This is a genomic window from Nocardia sp. CA-107356 (assembly GCF_050946365.1).
Lineage (GTDB): Bacteria > Actinomycetota > Actinomycetes > Mycobacteriales > Mycobacteriaceae > Nocardia.
In genome coordinates this window covers 9,729,891-9,751,922 of the sequence record NZ_CP191992.1, presented here as the reverse complement: position 1 = coordinate 9,751,922, position 22,032 = coordinate 9,729,891, and the positions used below count along the sequence as shown (strand labels likewise).

Sequence of the window (22,032 nt, the reverse complement as noted above, 5' to 3'; positions counted from 1 at the left end):
CGTGAGTGATGCAGACGACAACGATGTGAGTCTCGCGGGCCGGGTGGCCATCGTTACCGGTGGTGGCGCAGGACTGGGGCGGGCCGAGGCGCTCGCCCTGGCGGGCGCGGGCGCGTCGGTGGTGGTCAACGATCTATCGGAATCGGATGCGGTGGCCGAAACCCTCGCCGATATCCGGGCGCTCGGCGCCAAGGCGGAGTTCGTCGCGGGCAGCATTGCCGAGCGTTCGACCGCCGATGCGCTCATCCGCACCGCCGATGAGGCGTTCGGCAGCGTCGACATCGTGGTGAACAATGCGGGCATCACCCGCGACCGGATGCTGTTCAATATGTCCGACGAGGACTTCGACGCGGTGATCGCGGTGCATCTGCGCGGCCATTTCCTGTTGACCCGCAACGCGGGCGCGTACTGGCGGGCCAAGTCCAAGGCGGCGGGCGCGCCGATCTACGGCAGGCTCGTCAACACCTCCTCCGAGGCCGGACTGCTCGGCCCGGAGGGGCAGGCCAACTACGGCGCCGCCAAGGCCGGTATCACCGCGCTGACGCTCTCCGCTGCGCGCGGGCTGTCCCGTTTCGGCGTGCGCGCCAATGCCATTGCGCCGCGGGCGCGCACCGCGATGACCGAGGCGGTCTTCAGTGCGGCGCCGGAGGGCGGCATCGATCCGCTCTCGCCGGAGCATGTGGCCCGGTTGGTCGCCTTCCTCGCCTCGCCCGCCGCCGACGCGGTCAACGGGCAGCTGTTCGTGGTCTACGGACCGATGGTCGCGCTGATGGCCGCACCGGTGGTCGAGCAGCGCTTCGACGCGGCCGGCGATCAATGGAATTCCGGCGATCTTGCCGCCACGCTCGGCGGTTACTTCGCTGAGCGCCCCGCCGGGCGTACGTTCTCAGCAGCTTCGCTGATCGATCTCGACCGCTAGCGACTGCTTGCAGGTCGCTCGAACGGATCGGTTGCTGAGTGATGGCAGCCGCCCTCGGGTAGCTGACCAGCTGTTGATCACCCCTTCGGCAGTTGGTAGACATGGGAGTCACGGTGTGCGCCGCCTCACGAAGGTTAGGCCAGCCTGAATTGACACACGTTGCAAATTCATAGGCCGAATCAAGCAAAAAGAGCTGTTCAAAAGTGGCAAAAGGCTTCCTACGGCAATGTGAACATGTTCTAATCGTTCCGGCGATGTGGCCGAAGAGGGGCATCGTGCGGTGTGCTGTATTAGCAGGATGAGCAAGGAGGATCGCGCATGAACGAGGTCCTTGCCGTGCCGTTGCGTGCCGTCGGCGGGTTTTTCGAACTCGTTGCCGATGTTGCGCGGGCGAGCATTCGGCGACCATTCCAAGGGCGCGAGTTCATTGATCAAGCCTGGTTCATCGCACGCGTTTCGATCATTCCGACACTGCTGGTGGCGATTCCGTTCACCGTGCTGGTGAGCTTCACGCTCAACATCCTGCTGCGCGAAATCGGCGCCGCCGATCTCAGCGGCGCCGGTGCGGCATTCGGCACGGTCACCCAGGTCGGGCCGATTGTCACGGTATTGATCGTCGCTGGCGCTGGCGCCACCGCGATCTGCGCGGATCTGGGTGCGAGAACCATTCGTGAGGAGATCGATGCGATGCGCGTGCTCGGCATCGATCCGGTACACCGGCTGGTGGTACCGCGGGTGCTGGCCTCGATGTTCGTGGCATTGCTGCTGAACGGCCTGGTGTCCACCATCGGCATCGTCGGCGGCTTCCTGTTCTCGGTGCTGCTGCAGGATGTGAATCCCGGCGCGTTCGTCAACGGCATCACACTGCTCACCCGTCTGCCCGAGCTGGTCATCTCTGAAGTGAAGGCCGGTTTGTTCGGGCTGATCGCCGGACTGGTGGCCTGTTATCTCGGCCTGAATGTCAAAGGTGGTCCCAAGAGTGTCGGTGATGCGGTGAATCAGACCGTTGTCTTCGCCTTTATGGCCCTGTTCGTGGTGAACGTCGTGGTCACCGCCGTCGGCATCAAGTTCGCGGCGCGGTGAGACGATGGCATTCGTAATCCAGTCCCGGTTCCCGCGTACCGTGCGGCGAGTGCGTCGCTTTTCGAACTCGCTCGATTCGGTGGGGAAACATGCGGTGTTCTATGCGCAGACGATCGGTTCGATCCCGCGCGCACTGCTGCACTATCGGACCGAGACGATTCGATTGATCGCCGAGATCAGCATGGGCACAGGCGCTTTGGCTGTAATCGGTGGCACTGTCGTCATCGTCGGATTCCTCACGCTGTTCACCGGCGGCACCATTGCGGTGCAGGGTTACAGTTCGCTCGGCAATATCGGTGTCGAGGCGCTGACGGGCTTCTTCGCGGCATTCATCAATGTGCGCATCGCGGCGCCGGTGATCTCCGGAATCGGTTTGGCGGCCACTATCGGCGCGGGTTCGACCGCTCAGCTCGGCGCCATGCGGGTGGCCGAGGAGATCGACGCGCTGGAGTCCATGGCGATCCGGCCGGTGCCGTATCTGGTCGGCACCAGAGTGCTGGCGGGCATGATCGCGATCGTGCCGCTGTACGCGCTCGCGGTCATCTGCTCGTTCATCGCGAGTCGCTTCGCCACCGTGGTCATCTACGGGCAGTCGGCGGGCGTCTACGACCACTACTTCTCCACATTCCTGATCCCCAGCGACATCCTCTGGTCCTTCGCCCAGGCGATCTTGATGGCCTTGGCGGTCATGATGATTCACACCTACTACGGCTACAACGCCGCAGGGGGACCGGTCGGCGTGGGGATCGCGGTCGGCAATGCGGTGCGGGCTTCGTTGGTCGCGGTGGTCACGGTGACACTGCTGATCTCGCTGGCCATCTACGGCACCTCCGGCAACTTCCATCTCTCCGGGTAGAGCGGTATGGCAACGAAGCAATCGGGAAGCGGCCTCGGCGCGGCACTGCGCGGCGGGCTGGGGCTGAAGCTGGCCGGACTCGGCATGGTGCTCGCGCTGGTCGCGGTCGTGTCCGTCGCGATGGTCATGTTCGTCGGCGGGTTCACCAAGACGGTGACCGTCACGGTCGACGCACCGCGCAGCGGTCTGGTGCTCGACCCCGACGCCAAGGTGAAGATTCGCGGTGTGGAGATCGGCCGGGTCTCCGACATCGAACAGACCGGCGACGGCGCCAAGCTGACGCTGGCGATGGATCCTGAACTGCTGAAAATGGTTCCGTCCAATGCGGCCGTGGATATCAAGTCCACCACCGTATTCGGCGCCAAATACATCAATTTCACTGTGCCGGAACAGGCCTCGTCCACTTCACTGAAGCCCGGCGCGACCGTGACCGCTCAGTCGGTGACCGTCGAATTCAATACGCTATTCCAGCATTTGACCGATGTGCTGCAGAAGATCGAGCCGGAGAAGCTCAACGCCACCCTGTCGGCGCTGAGTACCGCGCTGCAGGGGCGCGGCGAGAAGCTCGGTGATCTGCTCGCCCGCAGCGATGCCTACCTGCGCGATATCAACCCGAGTCTGCCCGCGCTGCAACGGGATCTGGTCGCCTCGACCGGCGTCACCAACCTCTACGCCGACACCGTGCCGGATCTGCTGCGCACCACCGATAACGCGACCGTGACGGCCAGGACGATCGTCGAGGAGCAGGAGAACGTCGATGCGATGCTGGTCAACCTCATCGGACTGGCCGATACCACCGGTTCGGTCCTGCGTGAGAACGAACAGCCGCTGGTGACGGCGCTGGATCTGCTGCGTCCGACCACCCAGTTGCTCAACGACTACAAGCCCGCGCTGTACTGCCTTGTCGTCGGCCTGGCCAATGTGCTCCCGATCGGTGAGGACATCTTCGGCGGACGGTTCGACGCGGTGCCGCTGAATGCGAGTTTCATGCCCGGCGCCGATCCCTACCAGTACCCACAGGATCTGCCGAAGGTCAACGCCACGGGCGGACCGCACTGCGACGGCGTCGTGGACCGGGTGCCCGACAGCCACGCGAACTTCGTGGTCACCGATACCTCCGAGGGTCATGTCTGGACGCCGTCGACGACGACACATCTGAACGGGCCCAAGGTGTTCCAGATCCTGTTCGCCGGATTACCTGGGGTGGGGCAGCCGTGAGTAGTAAAGCGCGCGCGACAACCATCAAGCTGACGATCTTCACGGTGGTGATGGCGCTGGTCCTGGCCGGGCTGGTGGTGGTGTTCAGCCAGATGCGCTTCGCCAAGGAGAGCGGCTATCACGCGGTGTTCACCAGTTCGTCCGGCATGCTGGACGGCGCCAAGGTGCGCATTGCCGGTGTGCCGGTGGGTTCGGTGACCGGGGTGCACGTCGGCAAGGACAATCTCGCGCATGTCGATTTCGACGTGGACAGCAAGTATCGGCTCTACACCAGCACCAAGGCGACCATCCGCTACGAAAACCTGGTCGGTGACCGGTATCTCGAACTGATGGAGGGGCCGGGTACCGCCAAGGTGATGTCGAAGGGCGGCACCATCGGACCCGATCGCACCTCGCCCGCGCTCGATCTCGATATGTTGCTCGGCGGCTTCAGACCGCTGCTGCGCGGCCTGGATCCGGCCCAGGTGAACGATCTGACCGAGGCGCTGCTCCAGGTTTTCCAAGGGCAGGGCGGCACGCTGGTCGCGTTGCTGAACAGCTCCGGATCGTTCGCGAAGACCCTGGCCGACCGAGATGCGTTGATCGGCAGTGTGATCGAGAATCTGAAGACCGTGCTCACCACGATCGATGAGCGCGATCAGCAGTTCGCCACCACGCTCGACGAATTGCAGCGCCTGGTCAGCGGTTTGGCCGCCGATAAGGATCCGATCGGTGCTGCGCTGCCGCGGATCGCGGGCGCGACCGGGGATCTGACCGATCTACTGCAGCAGGCCCGACCGGACCTCAAGACCACCTTCGAGCAGACCGGTACTCTCGCCGCCACCCTCGACGACGGATCCGACACCATCCAGTGGGTGCTGGATCGGCTGCCCGAGACCTATAAGAAGCTGGTCCGGATCGGTGCGTACGGCTCGTTCCTGAATATGTACATATGCGGTACGAACTTCCTGGTCGACGGTCCGGACGGTAAGCCGATGCACATCACCCTGCCCGGTATGCAGACAACGGGAAGGTGTGCGAAGAACCGATGAACGAAACCCGCTCACGCACTGTCTCTCTCGGCATCATCGGCATTGTCGTCGCGATCGCGATCTCGCTGTCGGCCCTACAGGTCGACCGGTTGCCGTTCATCCGCTCCGGCGCGACCTACACCGCGTATTTCGCCGATGCGGGCGGACTGGTGCCCGGTGACCACGTACAGGTCGCCGGGGTGCGCTCCGGGCGGGTCGAGCAGGTGCGCTTGGACGGTGCCAAGGTCTACGTCCGGTTCACCCTGGACGAATCGATCGTGCTGGGAAATAAGACGAGCGCCGCCATCAAGACGAATACGGTGCTCGGCCGCAAGTCGCTCGAGGTGACACCGTCGGGCAGCGGTTCGACCCGACCCGACGACACGATCCCGCTGGACCGCACCACCTCGCCCTATTCGCTCACCGACGCGCTCGGCGATCTGTCGAATACCGTCAAGGGCCTGGATATGGATCAGGTCAACAAAACCCTCGACGCGCTGTCGACGACCTTCGCCGATACCCCGGCCCCGCTGCGGTCGGCACTCGATGGCGTCACCCAACTCTCGCGCAGCCTGAACGCCCGTGACAAGGCGCTGACCGATCTGCTCGGCCGGGCGCAGAATGTCACCAAAGTGCTGGCCGATCGCAGCAATCAGATCAACGCGCTGTTGGTCGACGGCAATGATCTGCTCGGTGAATTGGATCGGCGGCGCAGTGCGCTCAGCCAGTTGATCGTGTACGTGAACGGGTTGGCCCAACAGCTGAGCGGATTCGTCAACGATAACGAGGCACAGCTGAAACCCACACTGGACAGGCTGAATTCGGTGCTGTCACTGCTGCAGTCGAATAAGGACAACCTCTCCAAGGCGCTCGACGGGCTCGGTCCGTTCGCCGCCGCGCTCGGCGAACAGGTCGGCAGCGGTCCGTACTTCCAGGCGTATGTCTCGAACGCGAGCACGCGGAGTCTGCAAATGCTGGTCGACGCGCTGGTGTGGCCGGAGCATCTGCCGGACTCCTTCCGCGCCTACCTCACCGATCCCGCGCCGCCATCGATCGAGCCGGCGATTCAGGAGCCGCCGCGATGAACGCCCTACGCACTGTCCGTTCCGCGCCGGGCTGGGCGCGGGCGCTCGCCGTCGTCGTCATCGCCGCGCTGGTTGTCGCCGGGGGATGGTCCCTGCTGTCGAGGATCGGAAAGACCTCGGTCACCGCGTATTTCCCGTCCACGAACGGTTTGTACGCCGGTGACGAGGTGCGGGTGCTCGGGGTCAAGGTCGGCCGGATCGACTCGATTGATCCGGGCAAGGACAAGGTTCGGGTCGAGATGACACTGGACCGCGGTATCAAGATTCCCGCGGATGCCAGGGCGGTCATTATTTCGCCGTCGCTGGTGTCGGCGCGATTCATCCAGTTGGCGCCCGCATACACCGGCGGGCCGAAGTTGGGTGACGGCAGCGTGATTCCGATCGAGCACACCGCCGTCCCGGTCGAATGGGATGACATCAAGGCCGAATTGTCCAAGTTGGCGACGACTCTCGGGCCGGTCGGGGATGACAAGCAGGGATCGTTCGGGCGGTTCGTCAACACCGCCGCCGACAATCTCGGCAATGGCAACGGTCAGGCGCTGCGCGATACCTTGCGCGAGCTGTCGCACACCCTGAGTACGTTGTCGGACGGCCGCACCGATCTGTTCGGCACCATCCGCAATCTGCAGCAGTTCGTGGATGTGCTGTCCAAGAGCAACGATCAGATCGTGCAATTCGGCGGGCGGCTGGCCTCGGTATCGTCGGTGCTGGCCAACGTTTCCGATGATCTCGGCGCCGGGCTGGACAATCTGGATGTCGCCGTAGGTGACGTCAAACGGTTCATCGACGAACGCGGCGGTGCGCTGACCGAGGGTGTGCAGCGGCTGGCCGATGTCACCCAGCTCCTCGCGGATAAGCGGCCCCAGCTCGAGCAGGTATTGCATGCCGGGCCATCGGCTCTGGTGAACTTCTATCAGATCTACGACCCGGCGCAGGGCAGTCTCACCGGCGCCGTCGTCGCGCCGAACTTCGCCAATCCGTTCGCCTTCCTCTGCGGCGCAGTCGAGGCGAATGACGCCAATGGATCCGACCAGAGCGCCGCTCTGTGCCGGCAGTACCTGGCGCCGGTGATCCAGCAGCTCATGATGAATTACCCACCGCTGCTGGCCAATCCGGTCTCGAACCAGACTGCATTCCCGCACCAGCTCGTTTACAGTCCGCCGAGTCTGGCCGCGCGCGGGCCGGATGCCTCGAGCGCCCCGGTGGCGGAGTCGAATCCGGTCACCGTGCCGAACGGTATTGCCGGGCTGGCCATTCCGGGAGGAGGGCGATGATGCGACGCCGAGAAATGCGGCTGGCCGGTGCGGTGATCAGCGTGGCCGTCGCACTGGGAGTCAGTGGCTGTCAGTGGGACGGGCTCAACTCGCTGCCCATGCCGGGTGCGGCCGGAAACGATCCGAACGCCTACGAGGTCGAGATCCAGATGCCCAATGTCACCACGCTGACCCGGAATTCGCCGGTCCGCGTCAATGACGTGACGGTGGGGACGGTGTCGAAGATCGAGGTGGAGGGCTGGCACGCGCTGGTCACCGTCTCGCTGAAACACGATGTGAAGCTGCCGGCCAATTCGACCGCCCGGATCGGGCAGACCAGCCTGCTCGGCAGCAACCATGTCGAACTCGCCGCGCCGAAAGATGTTCCGGCGCAAGGTGAGCTGAAGGCTGGCGATGTGATCCCGCTGGACCGGGCCGGTGTCTATCCGACCACCGAGCAGACCCTGTCGTCGCTGTCGGTGGTGCTCAACGGCGGCGGTATCAGCCAGCTCGAAACCATCACCCACGAACTCAACGCCGTGTTCACCGGCCGCCAGGATGCGATCCGGGACCTGTTGCCGCAGCTGACCCAGCTGACCACCACGCTGGACACCCAGACCAAGGACATCATCGACGCGATGGGCGGACTCGACCGGTTCGCCGGCACGCTGGCCCAGCAGAAGGATCGGGTGGCCGCGGCCATCGAGCAGATCCATCCGGCGCTGACCGTGCTCGCCGACCGCCGCGAGAACATCACGCATACCATTACCGCCCTCGGTGATCTGAGTGATGTCGTGCAGCGGATTCTGGCCGAGGGCGGAGACAACCTGAAGGCGAATCTGGCCAATCTGGCCCCGGTACTCGAGACCCTGGCGCGCACCGGGAACAGCCTCGTCGAGGTCACGAAGCTGCTGTTCACCTTCCCGTTCCCGATGAAGAATCTCGACAACGCGGTCAAGGGCGACTACATGAACCTGATCATGACCGTCGATGTCACGGGTAAGCGACTGGATTCGAACTTCCTCACCGGCACCCCGCTCGGCGGTCGGTTCGGTGGGGTCGAGGGCGCACTCGGCGGGCTGGCCGGTACCGCGGAGGGCAATGGCAATCCGGCGACGGCGCCGCTGCAGCCGCCGGCCGCGACCCCGGCACCGACGCCGAGTATCCCTGGGCTGCCGCCGATTCCGGGTCTGCCCGCGATTCCGGGTCTCACCGTTCCGCCCGCCGGGCAGGCAGGTGCGGGCCGATGAAACTGACGCGCTTCGTCCGGATCCAGTTGACCATCTTCTCGGTGCTGACGGTGATCGGACTGCTGGTGATGGGCGGCACCTATGTGGGACTGCCCGCCATGTTCGGCATCGGCCGCTATGAGGTGACGGTCCAGCTGAAGGCCACCGGCGGGCTGTACCCGACGGCCAATGTCGCCTACCGCGGCACGAATGTCGGAAAGGTGCAAGAGGTTCGGCTCACCCCGGCGGGTGTGGACGCGAAGCTGTCCATCGATAGCGATTACAAGATTCCCTCCGACGTCGACGCGTGGGTGCGCAGCGTATCGGCCATCGGCGAACAGTACGTCGATCTGGTTCCGGTCTCGAATCCCAAGGGCGGCAACCTGTCCGACGGCTCCGTTGTCCCGGTGGATCGCACCAGGCTGCCCGAGGACATCGGTACGGTGCTCGATCGCTCCGACCGCCTGCTGGCCAGCATCGCCGATACCAAGCTGCGGCAGGTCATCGACGATGCGTTCAAGGCATTCAACGGTGCCGGGCCGGATCTGCAGAAATTCATCGACTCCGCATCGCTGCTGGTGCAAGAGGCGCAGGCCAGCGCGGAGCCGACCAAGGATCTGCTGGAGAAGATCGGCCCGCTGCTCGACACCCAGAACCAGTCCGATGCCGCCATCCGGTCCTGGACCCATGACCTGGCAACGGTCACCGACCAACTGCGCGCCCATGATCCGGCGCTGCGGAATCTGATCGAGAAGACCCCCGGTGCAGCGCAGCAGGTCAGTTCGCTGTTCCAGGATCTGCGGCCGACGCTGCCGATCCTGCTGTCGAACCTGGTCAGCGTCGGTCAGGTCGCGGTGACCTACCATGCCGGTCTGGAACAGGTCCTGGTGGTCTATCCACCGCTGGCCGCCGCCTTCTTGACCGTCATCCGCGGACCGGTCGAATACGGCGCCGTCGTCGACTTCCACCTGGAACTCAACGATCCGCCCGGCTGCACCACCGGCTTCCTGACGCCGGAGCAGCGTCGGTCACCGGCCCTGCTCGACACCCCGGATACGCCGCCCGGCCTGTACTGCAAGGTGGCGCAGAACGCCAGGGAAGCGGTACGCGGCATCCGCAATACGCCGTGTATGGAGGTGCCCGGCAAGCGCGCGCCGACACCGGAACTCTGCCGTGATCCCAACGGCTATGTACCCGAAGGCAATAACCCGCCGTTCGGCCCGCCGCAGCCGGTGACGCCGTCCGGCGAGCCCACCGGTGACCAGGGCTCGACCCACCCGGCGGCGCACAGTACGACACTCGATCCCGGCAGCGGGACGTTCATGGGACCGGACGGACGCACGTACCGTCAGGGGGATATCGGAAAGGACGGATCTGGCACGATACCGTCGAGTTGGCAGGCGATGCTTCAGGAGCAGCAACTATGAGTGAGCGCAGCGAGCGAATCATGGACACAGCGTGCTTCGCCATGGCGCAGCCGAGCGGAGCGAGGTGGAGCCATGAGTGAATCCAGTGTGGTCAAGGGCCGGATCCGGCGACGTGCGGTGCGTTCGGCGGGTCCGCCGCCGGACACCCTCGAGCTCGAGGCGGAGGACGCCGCGGACTCCACCGAGCGGGTCGAACTGTCCAAGGCGGTCGCGGTCGATGTCACGGTCGAGGCCGCGAAGGCTCAGCCGGTCGCCGACAGCGCGAGCGAGGCCGCGGATTCCGAACCCGTGAACACGCTGGAGATACCCAGCGTGGTCGATACCGTCGATGCCGACCCGAAGCCCGGCACGCCGCGATGGTTGCTGATCGCCGGCGCCGCCGCGGCCGCACTCGTGGCGATCGCGCTGGTCGTGACCACCGGATTCTTCACCTACCAGCTGCACAGCACCGCCGACCGCGATGCGCGGCGCGCGGACTATACGCAAACCGCCAAGCAGGCGATCCTCAACCTCACCACCATCAAGGACGACACCGCCAAGGCCGATATCGATCGCGTCCTCTCGGTGGCCTCCGGTGAACTCAAGGCCGAATACTCCCAGCGCAAGGACGCCTACGCGAGTGTGGTCGAGCAGGCCAAGGTGAAGGCCACCGGTGAGATCATCGAATCCGCCATCGAGAGCGAGGACGGGGATTCGGCGCGCGTGCTGGTCGCCGCCAAACAGACCCTGACCAATGCGGGCATGGCCGATCCGCAGACGCGGTACTACCGATTCCGGGTCACCGTCACCCGCGGCGATAACGGGATCACCGCCTCACAAGTGGAGTTTGTCGCATGAATCGGCGGATGGTTGTGGTGGCCTCGGCAGTCGCCCTCGTCGTAGTGGCGCTGGCGGCGATCTGCGGGGTCACCGGATACAAGTACTGGAACGATCGCAAGAGTGAACAGGCGCGCACCCAGGTCGTGCCCGCCGCCCAGCGCACCGTCGAGGCGATGTTCACCTACAACTTCAAGACGGTGGACGCTGAATTGCCCAAGGCGGCGGACAATCTCACCGGCAACTTCCGCGACGACTACCTGAAGTTGATCAAGGAAGCCATCGCGCCCGGCGCCAAGGAGAAGGAACTCAACGTCCAGGCCACCACCCAGGCCGGCGGCGTCGTCTCCGCCGAATCCGCGCGCGCGGTGGTGCTGCTCTACCTGAATCAGGTGAGTACGGGCAAGGATTCGCCGCAGGCCAATATCAGCACCAGCCGGGTGAAGGTGAGCCTGGACAAGGACGGCGGGCGTTGGCTCGTCTCGGCGGTCACGCCTATCTGATCTGATCGGCGCTCGGCGACTTCAACGGGGCAGATGGACGGTGAAGGTGGTGCCTTCGCCTTCGGCGCTCGCCACGCTCACCGATCCATCGTGCGCGGCGACGAGCGCTTGCACGATGGACAGGCCGAGGCCGGTGCCGCCGCTGGCGCGGGCGCGAGAGGTGTCGGTGCGGTAGAAGCGTTCGAAGACGCGCTCGGCTTCGTCGGGCGGTAGGCCGGGGCCGGTATCGGCGACTTCCAGCAGGACCTCGTCGTCAGCGGGAGTCAGCCGGACCTTGATGGCGGTGCCGGGCGGGGTGTGGGTCAGGGCGTTGTTGAGCAGATTGGTCAGCACCTGGCTGAGTCGCTCCTCATCGCCGACTATCTCCAATGTGCCGGTGCCGGTACAGATTTCCAGCTCGACGCTGCGGCGCGGGCCGTCATCGCCATTGGCGGCGGCGACCGCTCGGGCATTGTGCACGGCATCGCTGGTGACGGCGAGCAGGTCGACCGGACCCAGTTCCAGCGGGCGCTGCGCATCCAGGCGGGCCAGCATCAGCAGATCCTCGACCAGCAGTCCCATGCGCTGGGCCTCGCGTTCGATGCGATCCATGAACAGCGCCGGATCCGTGGTCGCGCCTTGGCGATACAGTTCGGCGAAGCCGCGGATGGTGGTGAGCGGAGTACGTAGTTCGTGGCTGGCGTCGGCGACGAAGCGGCGCATCTTCGATTCGGAGTGCCGCGCTGCCGCCTCGGAGGCTTCCGTCGCGGCAAAGGCCCGTTGGATCTGTGCCAGCATGCCGTTGAGTGATTGCGAGAGCCGGTCCACCTCGGTATTGGTGCCGCGCACCGGAACTCGGCGATGCAGATCACCGGCGGCAATGGCGGCGGCGGTCTTCTCGACCGCGCGCAGCGGACGCAGGCTGCGGCGGATCACGAAATACGCGAGCACCGCAAGCGCGGCGAGTACCGCGGCGCCGACGACCAACTGCAGCATGATCAATCGATTGACGGTGTCGATATTCTCGGTCAGCGGCACCGCGACCGTCGTCGTGGTATCGGATGTCACCGCCGTCATGGTCCGCCATTTGACCGCCGCCTCGTTCTTGGAGCCGACGGTAATCGGTTTGGTGAGAACTTTGCTCCCCGGCGGGTCTGTGGTCGGCCGTGTATCGGGCAGGCGCGGTAGCTCCGGATCGGCTTCCACATTGAACGGTCTGGTCTCGAGGTAGACGCTGCCGTTTCCGCCCGGGGTCGGTTCGATGCGAACGTAGAAGGTGCTGGACGGATGCGACGGATTCGCCGGGGTCGGCGGTCGCGGTCGCGACCAGGCCATGACCGCATCGCGAAGCTGCTGATCGGTGCGATGCAGTAGCGAGTTCTCCAATGCGGAGGTGACCACCATGCCGGAGGCCAACAGCCCGAGCGCGGACAGCAGCACGAGTGCGAGCACCAGGCCCACCCGCAGTGGTATCGCCGACCATGTGCGTGACAGTTTGCGACGGGTTCTATTGATCGAGGACGTGGTCATGTATCGGACTAGCGGCGATTGGGCGCGCGCATCACGTAGCCCACGCCACGCAGGGTGTGGATCAATCGCTGATCGCCGGTATCGACCTTCTTGCGCAGATACGACACGTATGTCTCGACCACACCCACCTCACCGCCGAAGTCGTAGCGCCACACATGATCCAGGATGCGCGGCTTGCTCAGCACCGTGCCGGCATTGACCATGAAATACCGCAGCAGGGTGAATTCGGTCGGGGACAGCGCAACCGGCTCACCCGCCTTCCACACCTCGTGGGTATCGTCGTCGAGTTCGATGTCCTCGAACCGAATTCGCGAACTCTCGCGCTGCGGGGCGGTATGACCGAAGCGGCGCAACACAACCCGCAGTCGGGCCACCACTTCCTCGAGGCTGAACGGTTTGGTGATGTAGTCGTCGGCGCCGAGGGTGAGACCGGCGACCTTGTCCTGTACGTCATCGCGGGCGGTGAGGAAGAGCACCGGTGCGTCGATGCCGTCGGCGCGCAGTCGGCGCAGCAGCCCGAAGCCGTCCATCCCCGGCATCATCACATCGACGATCAACGCCTGCGGTCGGAAACTGCGCGCCTTGTCCAATGCCTGCGCGCCGTCGATGGCCGTATCCACCGCGAACCCCTGATAGCGCAGACTCACCGACAGGAGTTCCACGATCATCGGTTCGTCGTCGACCACCAGCACCCGAGCCTCGGGCGTGTTCTCCGCAGCCGCACCACTCATTGCTTCATAGTCCGGCAATCGACTGGGAACTGTCTGGACCTTTGCTGGGTGATTCCTGTGAGTGGGGGTAGCGCAGCGAGCGGGTCGCCGGTCCGTCTTCGCCAATTGCCCGAGATCGACGTCTACTACAGCGCCTTATCGTAGGGACGTTGCGATATCCCATCTCCGCGGCACCATGCGCGACCTGGCGGGCGCGACAGCGCTCGAGGAGCCTGCGGCGCCCTTCCGGGGTGAGCGGGGCAGTGCGGTGAGTCAGCCAGCCCACCGGACGCTTGGTCCGGTGCTCGACCGACGGCCCGAGCGCGAACGCGACAATCGCCGCGACGGCAAGCCCGGCCGCTTCCAGAAGCGAAACGGCGAATGCAGCACTTGAACCGCGATCAGCGGGAATGCTCCGAAGGCAATCCACATGCCGTATGTACTGACGGCGTAGGCCGATCACAGCCAACCGAAACTGCGCCCCAACTGAACGCGTATGCGACTCACTTGCGACAACCGATGTTTGGGTCTCTGAATCACTACAGCCGCACTATCGAGGGGGTCAACAACCGACTCCCGGCGAGCCACAACGATCAGTTGGGCGCACGTAAGCTGGATCAATGGATACCGAGGCGGTGCGATCGTTCGTCCGCGCGGCCGAGCTCGGACAGCTGCAACACGCGGCCGACGAACTCGGCGTGACGCAACAGGCCGTGTCGAAGCGGATCGCAACCCTCGAGCGCGCACTCGACGTCCGGTTGTTCACCCGTACCGCCCGAGGCGTCGAGCTGACACTCGACGGCCAAGCGTTCCTCCCGCACGCCCGGAACATCATCACGGGTGTCGATCGCGCCATCACCGCGATCAGGCCGGGCTCGCGGGCCCTTCGAATCGACGTTCTCGGCCTGCGATCCGCGCAGGCCGTCATCCTGCACGACTATTGGCGGTCGCATCCCGAAACCGACCTCGACGTGGTGACCCTCAAGGTCAACGACCCGCGCGTGGTGGTCGCCGCCGTCCGAGCAGGTGATATCGACGCCTCGTTCCGCACGGTCACCGACCCGGCCACGCTGCCGCGCGACCTGAAGATGATCCACGCGTTCGACTCCCCGCTGGAACTCATCGTCGGTCCGAGACATCCGCTGGCCTCCGCACGGACACTGACACCACCCCAGCTGCGCAAGTATCGGATCTGGGTGCCGGGTATCGCACCGCTGAGCGAATGGGCAGAGTTCTACGATCAGCTCGCCACCGACTTCGACCTGCGCATCGACGCCGCGGGCCCGAACTTCGGCAACGAGGTACTCCTCGACATCCTTGCGGACTCCGCGGACGTGGCCACCCTCGTAGGCGCGCGCGACCGGTACATCTGGCCGACGAACTACGACCTACGCCGCATCCCGATCGTGAATCCGACGCTCGCGTACCCGCTTTCGCTCATCTTCCCCAGAGCGAATCCACACCCGGGACTGCGGGCAATCATCAACCACTTCGCAAGCCTGACACCGCTCCCTGAAACAGTCTGGCTCCCATCCTGGGCAACGACACCGCGCCGCGGCGACGGCGATATCGAACACACCCGACGCTAACGGTCGCTTCCAGCAGCACGCTGCCGCCATAACTCGCACCCGTAGCCGAATCGACTCGACCGGACGCTGCCGACAACGTCATGGCCAGCAACACCGAACCCCTCATCGCATGTGGTCAGGGTGCTTGATCACTGCCGCCCCCGATCTGCTCGGCAAGCTCCACGATGAGGCCTTCGGGTCCACCGATGTAGCAGAGGCGGTAGATGTCTTCGTAGTCGACGATGTCGCCGACGGTGTCCAGGCCCTTGCCCCGCAGTCGCTCGACAACGCCGTCGAGATCGTCGACGACGTAGGCAATGTGCCGGAACCCCAGTCGGTTCGCCAACGGACCTTGTGTGGCGGCCGGATCGGTCGGCCGGTGGAATTTCGTCAGCTCGAGCCGGCCGCTGCCGTCCGGCGCGTTCACGCTGACCATATCCAGCTGTACGCCATCGAGCCCGATGACCCGGTCCACCCATTCGCCCTCGATCCGCATCGGATTGCTCCGTTCGAAGCCGAGGTCGACGAAGAACGCCGTCACGAGCTCGAGATCGTCGACGACGACGCCGACATGATCGAATCGCACACCCCCCATGCCGAGGCCGCTCATGCCACGCCTACCGTCTGCCGCTCGGGTTCGATGACCGCAACGATGCGCTCTTTGTCTCGCGAGTACGGCTGACCGATGTACTTGGCGGCCAGCTGGTCGATGATCGTCCAGGCCGCATCGCCTTCGAGCCACTCGATCACGCGGCCGCGCACGATGACCGGTTCGAAGGGGTTTTCCGCCGACGTCAAGGACAGTGCCAGCCGGGGGTCGCGGCGGAGGTTGTGCGCTTTGCGCGAGTGCGGGCCGGTGAGGAAGACGATTCGATCGTCGTGGGTGCCGATCCAGAGCGGAACGGTGTGGGGTGATCCGTCGGGCAGGACGGTCGCCAGGTGTGCCAGCGAGGTGCCGTCGAGAGCGCGACGTACGGCGGGGTCGAGCATCGGATGTTCTCCTTCTGGAGTTTCTTCGAGAGACTCCAACACCATAGCGTTCGAGGTTTCTTAAGGGAACCCCAATTGCTAGAGTGGTGTCATGCAGCGCACGGATTTCAGTGAGATGGCCTGCTCGATCGCGCGCACACTCGACGTGATCGGGGAGCCGTGGTCGCCCTTGATCCTGCGCGATATCTGGGTCGGCATTTCTCGGTTCGAGCAGATCCAGGCCGACCTCGGCATATCGCGCAAGGTGTTGACGGAGCGGCTGAACCATCTCCTCGACCGCGGAATCCTCGACCGCCGCCCCTACGACCGGCGACCGCGGTACGAGTACATCCTCACCGACAAGGGAACCGAACTCGTCGATGTGCTGATGGTGATGGTCCGCTGGGGCGATAAATGGCTCGCCGGTCCGGCCGGCCCGCCGGTCCTCTACCGCCATCACGCCTGCGGTCGGATCAGCAGCGTCGACCTGCGATGCGCAGATTGCGGCCAGCCGATGCACGCCGGGGACGTCGATTTGATACCGGGCCCGGGCGCCTGAGGTAGGCCGCGATCACGTCGCTATGACCGTTCGCCGCAGGGGTCGAAGGTGGAGCCGAGTCGGTTGACTTATGCGAGAGGGTGGTCAGCGCGCACTATGAGCGCTGACCACCCTCTCGATCGGATCGAACTGTTGGGGTGTTCACCTGTGTGGTGATCGAGCTTCCGGGTACACGTCGTCGTCGGTGAGCAGTGCGCTGCCCGCGACCTGGTCTTGGGCGAGTGCTTCCAGGAATGCCCGCGCCCAGCGGTCCACATCGTGGGCCAGTACCTGGCGACGCAGGGAGCGCATCCTGCGGCGGCGGGTGTCGCGGTCGTCCTCCAGCGCGGAGATCACGGCGTCCTCGACGCTGTTGAGATCGTGCGGGTTGCACAGGTAGGCCTGGCGCAATTCGGCTGCGGCGCCGGTGAATTCGCTCAGCACCAGGGCGCCGTTGAGGCCGCTGTGACAGGCCACGTACTCCTTGGCGACCAGATTCATACCGTCGCGCAGCGGGGTCACCAGCATCACGTCGGCGGCCACGAAGAAGGCGACGAGTTCGTCGCGGGGGATCGGGCGGTGCAGATAGTGCACGACCGGGTAGCCGACCCTGGCGAATTCGCCATTGATCCGGCCGACCTGACGCTCGATATCGCCGCGCATCTGGATATAGCTGTCCACCCGTTCGCGGCTCGGGGTGGCCAACTGCACCATGACGGTCTCGGCCGGATCCAGTCTGCCGTCCAGCAGCAGTTCCTCGAGCGCGGCGAGGCGGATATCGATGCCCTTGGTGTAGTCCAGACGGTCGACCCCGAGCAGGATGTTCTTCGGATTGCCCAGTTCCGCACGGATTTTCGCGGCCCGCTCGCGGACCGAGCGGCGGCGCGAATGCTCGTCGAGTTCGGCCGAGGCGATGGAAATCGGGAATGCGCCGACCCGGACCGTGCGGAAGCCGACCTGCACGACGCCGAGTTTGGAACGCACGCCGACGGTTCCGCGCGAGGTGGGCTGTCCGGCCAGCCTGCGAGCCAGATAGAGAAAGTTCTGCGCGCCGCCGGGCAGATGGAAGCCGATCAGGTCGGCGCCGAGCAGCCCCTCGATGATCTCGGTTCGCCACGGCATCTGCATGAACAACTCGACCGGCGGGAACGGAATGTGCAGGAAGAACCCGATGGTGAGATCCGGCCGCAGCATCCGAAGCATCTTCGGCACCAACTGCAGCTGATAGTCCTGCACCCAGACGGTGGCGCCCTCGGCGGCGACCTTCGCGGTGGCCTCGGCGAAGCGCCGGTTCACCGTGACGTAGGCGGCCCACCAGGCGCGGTCGTAGACCGGGCGCACGATCACATCGTGGTAGAGCGGCCACAGCGTGCCGTTGGAGAAGCCCTCGTAGTAGTCGGTGACCTCCGACGCGGACAGCGGTACCGGATGCAGTTCCAGGCCGTCCTCGATGATCGGGTCGATATCGACATCCGGCACACCGGCCCAGCCGATCCAGGACCCCTTGTTATTGCGGAGCACCGGCTCCAGCGCGGTGACCAAACCGCCCGGAGAGCGCTTCCACCGGGTGGAGCCGTCGGGCAGTTTCTCGAGGTCGACCGGGAGCCGGTTGGCGACGACGACGAAGCCGGAGCCCGCGCCGCTCTCTTCGGAGGGGACTACCGTGGTGTCGGGTTCGGATGGAATGGCGTGTTCGGATTCGTCGGACGGCTGATCGGTCATCTGGTCCACTCACGCATCCTTTGCGCGTCGCTGTTCCCGCTTGAAGTTATCGGATACTCGACGGCTCCATTGACGTCGTGTCGGTGGCTACTCGCCCCGTGAATTGGGCCCGATGCCGAGCATCGACAGCAGCATCCGGCATTCGTCGGCATCCTCCGCGTAGGCCGCGACAACGCGCTGCGCCTGACGGGCGGTCTCGTCGGCGAGTGGTTCCAGATCGTCGTCCGCGATGTCGTTCGCGCTGCTCTTCGCGGCCATCTCTTGTCCTCCCGGCTAAGTACGCTCGTACGTGCGAATAGTCAATGGTATCCGGATGCGGTGCGAGTATGCCGCACCCGGATAGCGGTGACCTAGGACACGTGCGCGGTCACACCCGTCGCTTGCGCGGTGGGAGCCGGGCCCTACTACTTTGGAAACGCAGTACCAACTCCACGAAAGGGTCGATATGCCGCTGGCCACGGTGAACGGAATTTCGCTCAACTACCAAGTCAAGGGCGACCGGGCCAGAGGCACGGATGTGCGGGGCGCCGGCCCGCTCGTCGTCATGATCATGGGTACCGGGAGTCCGGGCCGGGTCTGGGAGTTGCATCAGGTACCGGCGCTGGTCGATGCCGGATATCGGGTCTGCACCTTCGACAATCGCGGTATCAAGCCGTCCTTCGAGGCGGCCACGGGTATGACCCTCGATCAGCTGGTCGGCGATACCGCCGGACTCATCGAACTGCTCGACGAGGGCCCCGCGCTGGTGGTCGGCACCTCGATGGGCGCACGGGTGGCCCAGGAACTCGCGCTGGCGCGTCCGGAGTTGGTGCGCAAGGCCGTATTCATGGCCGCGCACGGCCGTCTCGACCAATTCCAGAAGACGCTCTCGCTCGGCGAGCACGAACTCGATGCCAGCGGGGTCCAATTGCCCGCGAAGTACGAGGCCGCGATGACCGCGGTGATGAATATGTCGCCCGCGACCATGGCCGACCCGAATGCTGCCCGTGACTGGCTCGACCTGTTCGAATTCACCGGCGGTCCGGTGACTCCGGGTATCCGCGCCCAGCGCCGGATGGACCACGATTTCGACCGGGTGCAGGCCTACCGCGGCATCAAGGTGCCGTGCCTTGCCATCGGATTCGCTGATGATCGGATGATTCCGCCGTATCTGTCCAGGGAGGTTGCCGAGGCCATTCCCGGGGCGCGCTACCTGGAAGTTCCTGATGCGGGGCACTATGGCTATCTCGAGCGTCCAGAAGCCGTGAACAAGATACTGCTCGATTTTTTTGCGGCCTGAGGTAACCGCTTAGGCGTAACGTCTGCCTTGCTAGGGTCGACACAACGCTCGGGGAGCTTCCGGCGCTCGAACAGCGCTGGATGAGCCAAGAGCGATCCCGTACATGCGCCAGTATCCAGTGAGGTGAAATTGAGCACCAATCCCTTCGACGACGAAGACGGCCGCTTCTTCGTTCTGGTCAACGACGAGGAACAGCATTCGCTGTGGCCCGCCTTTGCGGAGGTCCCGGCCGGATGGCGAGTCGTTTTCGGTGAGGACAGCCGCGCCGCGTGCGTCGAGTACGTCGAGAAGAACTGGACCGACATGCGTCCGAAGAGCCTGCGTGACGCGATGGCCGCCGATGACGCGGCCCGGCAGGGCGCCCAGTCCTGACCCGCGGTATCCGATACTGCGCCGGGGCTCCCTGCTGAACCGTCACTGCGTGGCACCGTAAAGCCGGTGTCACGCAGTTGGCGTGCCCGGTTATGATTGGCACGGTTTTGTTGAGTTGGATACCGTCCGCCTCCTTAGCTCAGTGGTAGAGCACTCGCCTTGTAAGCGAAAGGTCGTCAGTTCAATCCTGACAGGGGGCTCCGATACGGGCGCGCCGGTTACGGCGCGCCCGTTCACGTTGTACGGCTCGGCGCTCGCCCCATCGTGGCTCGCCACCCGTCACCCTCCATCACAAACCCGGCCCTTGTCGGCGCGGATGAGGCTGTTCCGACAGGCTCAGTCGGGGACGTTGGCTCCGTAGCCGAGGTCGCGGAGGGTGGCCTTGATCTTGGATTGGGCTTCGTCGAGGGATTCGGGGGTGGGGTTCGGGTTCGCGCCGGAAATGTCGAAGTTGCCCATGGCGAAGGCCGGGAAGACATGGACGTGCAGGTGGGGGACTTCCAGACCGGCGATGAGTAGGCCGGCGCGCGGTGCGTCCCAGGCCTGGCGGACCGCTTGACCGATCTTCTGGGCGACCGTGTTGAGCCGCGCGAAGGTGTCGGCGTCGATGTCCTGCCACTGGTCGATCTCCTTGCGGGGGACCACCAAGGTATGCCCTTGCGTCACCGGGGCAATGGTGAGGAAGGCGACGAATTCGTCGTCCTCCCAGACGAATCGGCCCGGTAGCTGGCCTTCGATGATCGCGCTGAAAACAGAAGCCATGCACCGCAGGCTACGCCGCGGCCGTCGGCGTAGCGGGGTTGACGCCGTCTCAAAACTGTGTCTATAGTACACATATAAGTTTCCGATGGACACAGTTTAGGAACGACATGATCACCATCGCCCTCGCCGCCGCGATCTCCGCCGCCCCCGCGGGTCTGCTCGCCCACCGTCAGCTGCGTCGGCGCGCCAATGCACGAGCGCTGCGGATCGATACCCCGAACGGCATCTCGGAGGCGGGCTTCGTCACCATCGGGGGCATCGAGCAGTGGATCGAAATCCGCGGCGAGGACCTGGCCAACCCGGTGCTATTGGAACTGCACGGTGGTCCCGGCGCGTCGAATACCTACTTCGCCAACCGAACGCGGCCCTGGGAGCGGCATTTCACGATCGTGCGCTGGGATATGCGCGGCGCGGGAAAGACTTTCGGGCGCGGTGCGCAGGGTGAGATGAGCTTCGATCAGCTCGTCGCCGACGCACTCGAGGTCACCCGGTATGCGCGCGAGCGCCTGCGCCAGGACAAGGTAGTGCTATTGGCGAATTCGTTCGGGTCGGTGCTCGGACTTCGCCTGGCGCGCAATCATCCCGAGCTGTACTCGGCCTACGTGGGCGCCGACCAGAACATTACCGGCGGCGAACGTGACGACAACGCCTTCTGCGCCGTCGTGCGGCGTTTGCGGGACGACGGAAAGCATTCTGCTGCAGCGAAACTGGAGGATATGGGACCGGATGCCACCCGGTGGACCGCCGAGCAGTGGGGCCTGCACGCGAAACTGGCGACCAGCTCGGATCCCATGCTCACCCAGGTCCTGAAGAAGCTGATCATGCCGTCGATGTGGTTCTCACCGCAGCATCGGTTGCGTGATCTGAAGGCGGGCGCGGACGGTATGAAGTCCTCCGAGCGGATCGGCGTCGAAACCGTGGACTTCGACGCCTGGCGTGACGGCACGCGATTCGAGTTGCCGTTCTTCATCTTTCAGGGCGAACACGACAGCCTGATGCCCGCGGCCAGGGCACGCCGGTACTTCGACGATATTCAGGCCCCGCACAAGGAGTTCGCGCTGATCCGCGACGCCAACCACTTCGCGGCCTGCTGGCAGCCGGAGCAATTCCTAGAGCTGCTGCTGACCCGCGTGCGTCCGATGGTGACCCGAACAGCGATGTCGGCGTAGGACTTCCGCGGCTCAGTGCGGGCCGACGTGCACGG

The 22,032-nt window shown here is 64.9% G+C and carries 23 protein-coding genes and 1 tRNA gene; 17 read left to right on the top strand and 7 right to left on the bottom strand.

The genetic code is table 11. The features are described 5' to 3' along the window. Position 1 precedes the first annotated feature (1 nt). The 11 genes from ACQP1G_RS43805 to ACQP1G_RS43755 all read left to right on the top strand — a co-directional run bounded on the left by ACQP1G_RS43805 (position 2) and on the right by ACQP1G_RS43755 (position 11,399). The gene (locus ACQP1G_RS43805) at positions 2-919 is read left to right on the top strand and encodes a 3-oxoacyl-ACP reductase (RefSeq protein ID WP_433196273.1); all 918 of its coding nucleotides are present in this window, start codon (positions 2-4) and stop codon (positions 917-919) included. A 318-nt stretch (positions 920-1,237) separates the two neighbouring features. Then, complete coding sequence (locus tag ACQP1G_RS43800; protein ID WP_433196271.1) at positions 1,238-2,002, top strand: MlaE family ABC transporter permease; 765 nt, start codon at positions 1,238-1,240, stop codon at positions 2,000-2,002. Positions 2,003-2,006: 4 nt separating this feature from the next. Further along, a complete protein-coding gene (locus ACQP1G_RS43795; RefSeq protein ID WP_433196269.1) occupies positions 2,007-2,858 on the top strand; it encodes an MlaE family ABC transporter permease in 852 nt (283 codons plus the stop codon). Between the two features lie 6 nt (positions 2,859-2,864). Beyond that, a complete protein-coding gene (locus ACQP1G_RS43790) occupies positions 2,865-4,076 on the top strand; it encodes an MCE family protein (protein WP_433196267.1) in 1,212 nt (403 codons plus the stop codon). Continuing rightward, positions 4,073-5,107 carry an MCE family protein gene (locus ACQP1G_RS43785; protein WP_433196265.1) on the top strand — a complete coding sequence of 345 codons (1,035 nt, stop codon included), beginning with the start codon at positions 4,073-4,075 and terminating at the stop codon, positions 5,105-5,107. The genes ACQP1G_RS43790 and ACQP1G_RS43785 overlap by 4 nt, the downstream gene beginning before the upstream one ends. Next, a complete protein-coding gene (locus tag ACQP1G_RS43780) occupies positions 5,104-6,171 on the top strand; it encodes an MCE family protein (RefSeq protein WP_433196263.1) in 1,068 nt (355 codons plus the stop codon). Before ACQP1G_RS43785 ends, ACQP1G_RS43780 begins: the two co-directional genes overlap by 4 nt. Continuing rightward, positions 6,168-7,445, top strand: a complete 1,278-nt coding sequence (locus ACQP1G_RS43775; RefSeq protein WP_433196261.1) for an MCE family protein — start codon at positions 6,168-6,170, stop codon at positions 7,443-7,445. The genes ACQP1G_RS43780 and ACQP1G_RS43775 overlap by 4 nt, the downstream gene beginning before the upstream one ends. Then, positions 7,442-8,674 carry an MCE family protein gene (locus ACQP1G_RS43770; RefSeq protein WP_433196259.1) on the top strand — a complete coding sequence of 411 codons (1,233 nt, stop codon included), beginning with the start codon at positions 7,442-7,444 and terminating at the stop codon, positions 8,672-8,674. The genes ACQP1G_RS43775 and ACQP1G_RS43770 overlap by 4 nt, the downstream gene beginning before the upstream one ends. Then, positions 8,671-10,080 (top strand): MCE family protein, encoded by a 1,410-nt coding sequence (locus tag ACQP1G_RS43765; protein WP_433196257.1) that lies wholly within the window; start codon positions 8,671-8,673, stop codon positions 10,078-10,080. Before ACQP1G_RS43770 ends, ACQP1G_RS43765 begins: the two co-directional genes overlap by 4 nt. A 72-nt stretch (positions 10,081-10,152) precedes the next feature. Further along, positions 10,153-10,917, top strand: coding sequence for a hypothetical protein (locus ACQP1G_RS43760; RefSeq protein ID WP_433196255.1), 765 nt, complete (start codon positions 10,153-10,155; stop codon positions 10,915-10,917). Beyond that, the gene (locus tag ACQP1G_RS43755; protein WP_433196253.1) at positions 10,914-11,399 is read left to right on the top strand and encodes a h domain protein; all 486 of its coding nucleotides are present in this window, start codon (positions 10,914-10,916) and stop codon (positions 11,397-11,399) included. The genes ACQP1G_RS43760 and ACQP1G_RS43755 overlap by 4 nt, the downstream gene beginning before the upstream one ends. 21 nt (positions 11,400-11,420) lie before the next feature. Here ACQP1G_RS43755 and ACQP1G_RS43750 read toward each other — a convergent pair whose 3' ends face one another. Continuing rightward, positions 11,421-12,908 carry a sensor histidine kinase gene (locus ACQP1G_RS43750; protein WP_433196251.1) on the bottom strand — a complete coding sequence of 496 codons (1,488 nt, stop codon included), beginning with the start codon at positions 12,906-12,908 and terminating at the stop codon, positions 11,421-11,423. 8 nt (positions 12,909-12,916) lie between these two features. Beyond that, positions 12,917-13,639: a response regulator transcription factor gene (locus tag ACQP1G_RS43745; protein WP_433196249.1), complete on the bottom strand. Its 723-nt coding sequence runs from the start codon at positions 13,637-13,639 to the stop codon at positions 12,917-12,919. Between the two features lie 599 nt (positions 13,640-14,238). Here ACQP1G_RS43745 and ACQP1G_RS43740 point away from each other — a divergent pair. Then, entirely contained in the window at positions 14,239-15,207 is a 969-nt protein-coding gene (locus ACQP1G_RS43740) for a LysR family transcriptional regulator (protein WP_433196247.1), read from the top strand. Between the two features lie 115 nt (positions 15,208-15,322). Here the strand turns inward: ACQP1G_RS43740 and ACQP1G_RS43735 are convergent, their stop codons facing one another. Together ACQP1G_RS43735 and ACQP1G_RS43730 are read right to left on the bottom strand one after the other, a co-directional pair. Further along, positions 15,323-15,781 carry a VOC family protein gene (locus ACQP1G_RS43735; protein ID WP_433196245.1) on the bottom strand — a complete coding sequence of 153 codons (459 nt, stop codon included), beginning with the start codon at positions 15,779-15,781 and terminating at the stop codon, positions 15,323-15,325. Between the two features lie 11 nt (positions 15,782-15,792). Beyond that, the gene (locus ACQP1G_RS43730) at positions 15,793-16,176 is read right to left on the bottom strand and encodes a TIGR03618 family F420-dependent PPOX class oxidoreductase (protein ID WP_433196243.1); all 384 of its coding nucleotides are present in this window, start codon (positions 16,174-16,176) and stop codon (positions 15,793-15,795) included. A gap of 91 nt (positions 16,177-16,267) precedes the next feature. Here ACQP1G_RS43730 and ACQP1G_RS43725 point away from each other — a divergent pair, with 91 nt between their 5' ends. Further along, complete coding sequence (locus ACQP1G_RS43725; RefSeq protein WP_433196241.1) at positions 16,268-16,714, top strand: winged helix-turn-helix transcriptional regulator; 447 nt, start codon at positions 16,268-16,270, stop codon at positions 16,712-16,714. Between the two features lie 141 nt (positions 16,715-16,855). Here the strand turns inward: ACQP1G_RS43725 and ACQP1G_RS43720 are convergent, their stop codons facing one another. Together ACQP1G_RS43720 and ACQP1G_RS43715 are read right to left on the bottom strand one after the other, a co-directional pair. After that, positions 16,856-18,415 carry an alpha,alpha-trehalose-phosphate synthase (UDP-forming) gene (locus ACQP1G_RS43720; protein WP_433209356.1) on the bottom strand — a complete coding sequence of 520 codons (1,560 nt, stop codon included), beginning with the start codon at positions 18,413-18,415 and terminating at the stop codon, positions 16,856-16,858. 87 nt (positions 18,416-18,502) lie between these two features. After that, positions 18,503-18,673 (bottom strand): hypothetical protein, encoded by a 171-nt coding sequence (locus ACQP1G_RS43715; RefSeq protein ID WP_169338030.1) that lies wholly within the window; start codon positions 18,671-18,673, stop codon positions 18,503-18,505. A 187-nt stretch (positions 18,674-18,860) separates the two neighbouring features. On the opposite strand from ACQP1G_RS43715, the gene ACQP1G_RS43710 reads away from it, so the two are divergent. From ACQP1G_RS43710 to ACQP1G_RS43700, 3 genes are all read left to right on the top strand, one after another. After that, a complete protein-coding gene (locus ACQP1G_RS43710; RefSeq protein ID WP_433209353.1) occupies positions 18,861-19,694 on the top strand; it encodes an alpha/beta fold hydrolase in 834 nt (277 codons plus the stop codon). Positions 19,695-19,823: 129 nt separating this feature from the next. Continuing rightward, positions 19,824-20,066: an MbtH family protein gene (locus tag ACQP1G_RS43705; RefSeq protein ID WP_011207082.1), complete on the top strand. Its 243-nt coding sequence runs from the start codon at positions 19,824-19,826 to the stop codon at positions 20,064-20,066. 128 nt (positions 20,067-20,194) lie between these two features. Further along, positions 20,195-20,266 (top strand) — tRNA-Thr (locus ACQP1G_RS43700). A 136-nt stretch (positions 20,267-20,402) separates the two neighbouring features. On the opposite strand, the gene ACQP1G_RS43695 is transcribed toward ACQP1G_RS43700, so the two are convergent. Continuing rightward, positions 20,403-20,828: an HIT family protein gene (locus tag ACQP1G_RS43695; protein WP_433196239.1), complete on the bottom strand. Its 426-nt coding sequence runs from the start codon at positions 20,826-20,828 to the stop codon at positions 20,403-20,405. Between the two features lie 107 nt (positions 20,829-20,935). Between ACQP1G_RS43695 and ACQP1G_RS43690 the strand changes: the two genes are divergently transcribed. Further along, positions 20,936-21,997, top strand: a complete 1,062-nt coding sequence (locus ACQP1G_RS43690) for an alpha/beta fold hydrolase (RefSeq protein WP_433196237.1) — start codon at positions 20,936-20,938, stop codon at positions 21,995-21,997. Positions 21,998-22,032: the final 35 nt, after the last annotated feature.

Coding starts and splice junctions, on each gene's coding strand:
- ACQP1G_RS43800 (WP_433196271.1), top strand. CDS start 1,238: ATGAACGAGGTCCTTGCCGTGCCGTTGCGTGCCGTCGGCGGGTTTTTC.
- ACQP1G_RS43795 (WP_433196269.1), top strand. CDS start 2,007: ATGGCATTCGTAATCCAGTCCCGGTTCCCGCGTACCGTGCGGCGAGTG.
- ACQP1G_RS43790 (WP_433196267.1), top strand. CDS start 2,865: ATGGCAACGAAGCAATCGGGAAGCGGCCTCGGCGCGGCACTGCGCGGC.
- ACQP1G_RS43780 (WP_433196263.1), top strand. CDS start 5,104: ATGAACGAAACCCGCTCACGCACTGTCTCTCTCGGCATCATCGGCATT.
- ACQP1G_RS43775 (WP_433196261.1), top strand. CDS start 6,168: ATGAACGCCCTACGCACTGTCCGTTCCGCGCCGGGCTGGGCGCGGGCG.
- ACQP1G_RS43770 (WP_433196259.1), top strand. CDS start 7,442: ATGATGCGACGCCGAGAAATGCGGCTGGCCGGTGCGGTGATCAGCGTG.
- ACQP1G_RS43765 (WP_433196257.1), top strand. CDS start 8,671: ATGAAACTGACGCGCTTCGTCCGGATCCAGTTGACCATCTTCTCGGTG.
- ACQP1G_RS43760 (WP_433196255.1), top strand. CDS start 10,153: ATGAGTGAATCCAGTGTGGTCAAGGGCCGGATCCGGCGACGTGCGGTG.
- ACQP1G_RS43755 (WP_433196253.1), top strand. CDS start 10,914: ATGAATCGGCGGATGGTTGTGGTGGCCTCGGCAGTCGCCCTCGTCGTA.
- ACQP1G_RS43750 (WP_433196251.1), bottom strand. CDS start 12,908: ATGACCACGTCCTCGATCAATAGAACCCGTCGCAAACTGTCACGCACA.
- ACQP1G_RS43745 (WP_433196249.1), bottom strand. CDS start 13,639: ATGAGTGGTGCGGCTGCGGAGAACACGCCCGAGGCTCGGGTGCTGGTG.
- ACQP1G_RS43740 (WP_433196247.1), top strand. CDS start 14,239: ATGGATACCGAGGCGGTGCGATCGTTCGTCCGCGCGGCCGAGCTCGGA.
- ACQP1G_RS43735 (WP_433196245.1), bottom strand. CDS start 15,781: ATGGGGGGTGTGCGATTCGATCATGTCGGCGTCGTCGTCGACGATCTC.
- ACQP1G_RS43730 (WP_433196243.1), bottom strand. CDS start 16,176: ATGCTCGACCCCGCCGTACGTCGCGCTCTCGACGGCACCTCGCTGGCA.
- ACQP1G_RS43725 (WP_433196241.1), top strand. CDS start 16,268: ATGCAGCGCACGGATTTCAGTGAGATGGCCTGCTCGATCGCGCGCACA.
- ACQP1G_RS43720 (WP_433209356.1), bottom strand. CDS start 18,415: ATGACCGATCAGCCGTCCGACGAATCCGAACACGCCATTCCATCCGAA.
- ACQP1G_RS43715 (WP_169338030.1), bottom strand. CDS start 18,673: ATGGCCGCGAAGAGCAGCGCGAACGACATCGCGGACGACGATCTGGAA.
- ACQP1G_RS43710 (WP_433209353.1), top strand. CDS start 18,861: ATGCCGCTGGCCACGGTGAACGGAATTTCGCTCAACTACCAAGTCAAG.
- ACQP1G_RS43695 (WP_433196239.1), bottom strand. CDS start 20,828: ATGGCTTCTGTTTTCAGCGCGATCATCGAAGGCCAGCTACCGGGCCGA.
- ACQP1G_RS43690 (WP_433196237.1), top strand. CDS start 20,936: ATGATCACCATCGCCCTCGCCGCCGCGATCTCCGCCGCCCCCGCGGGT.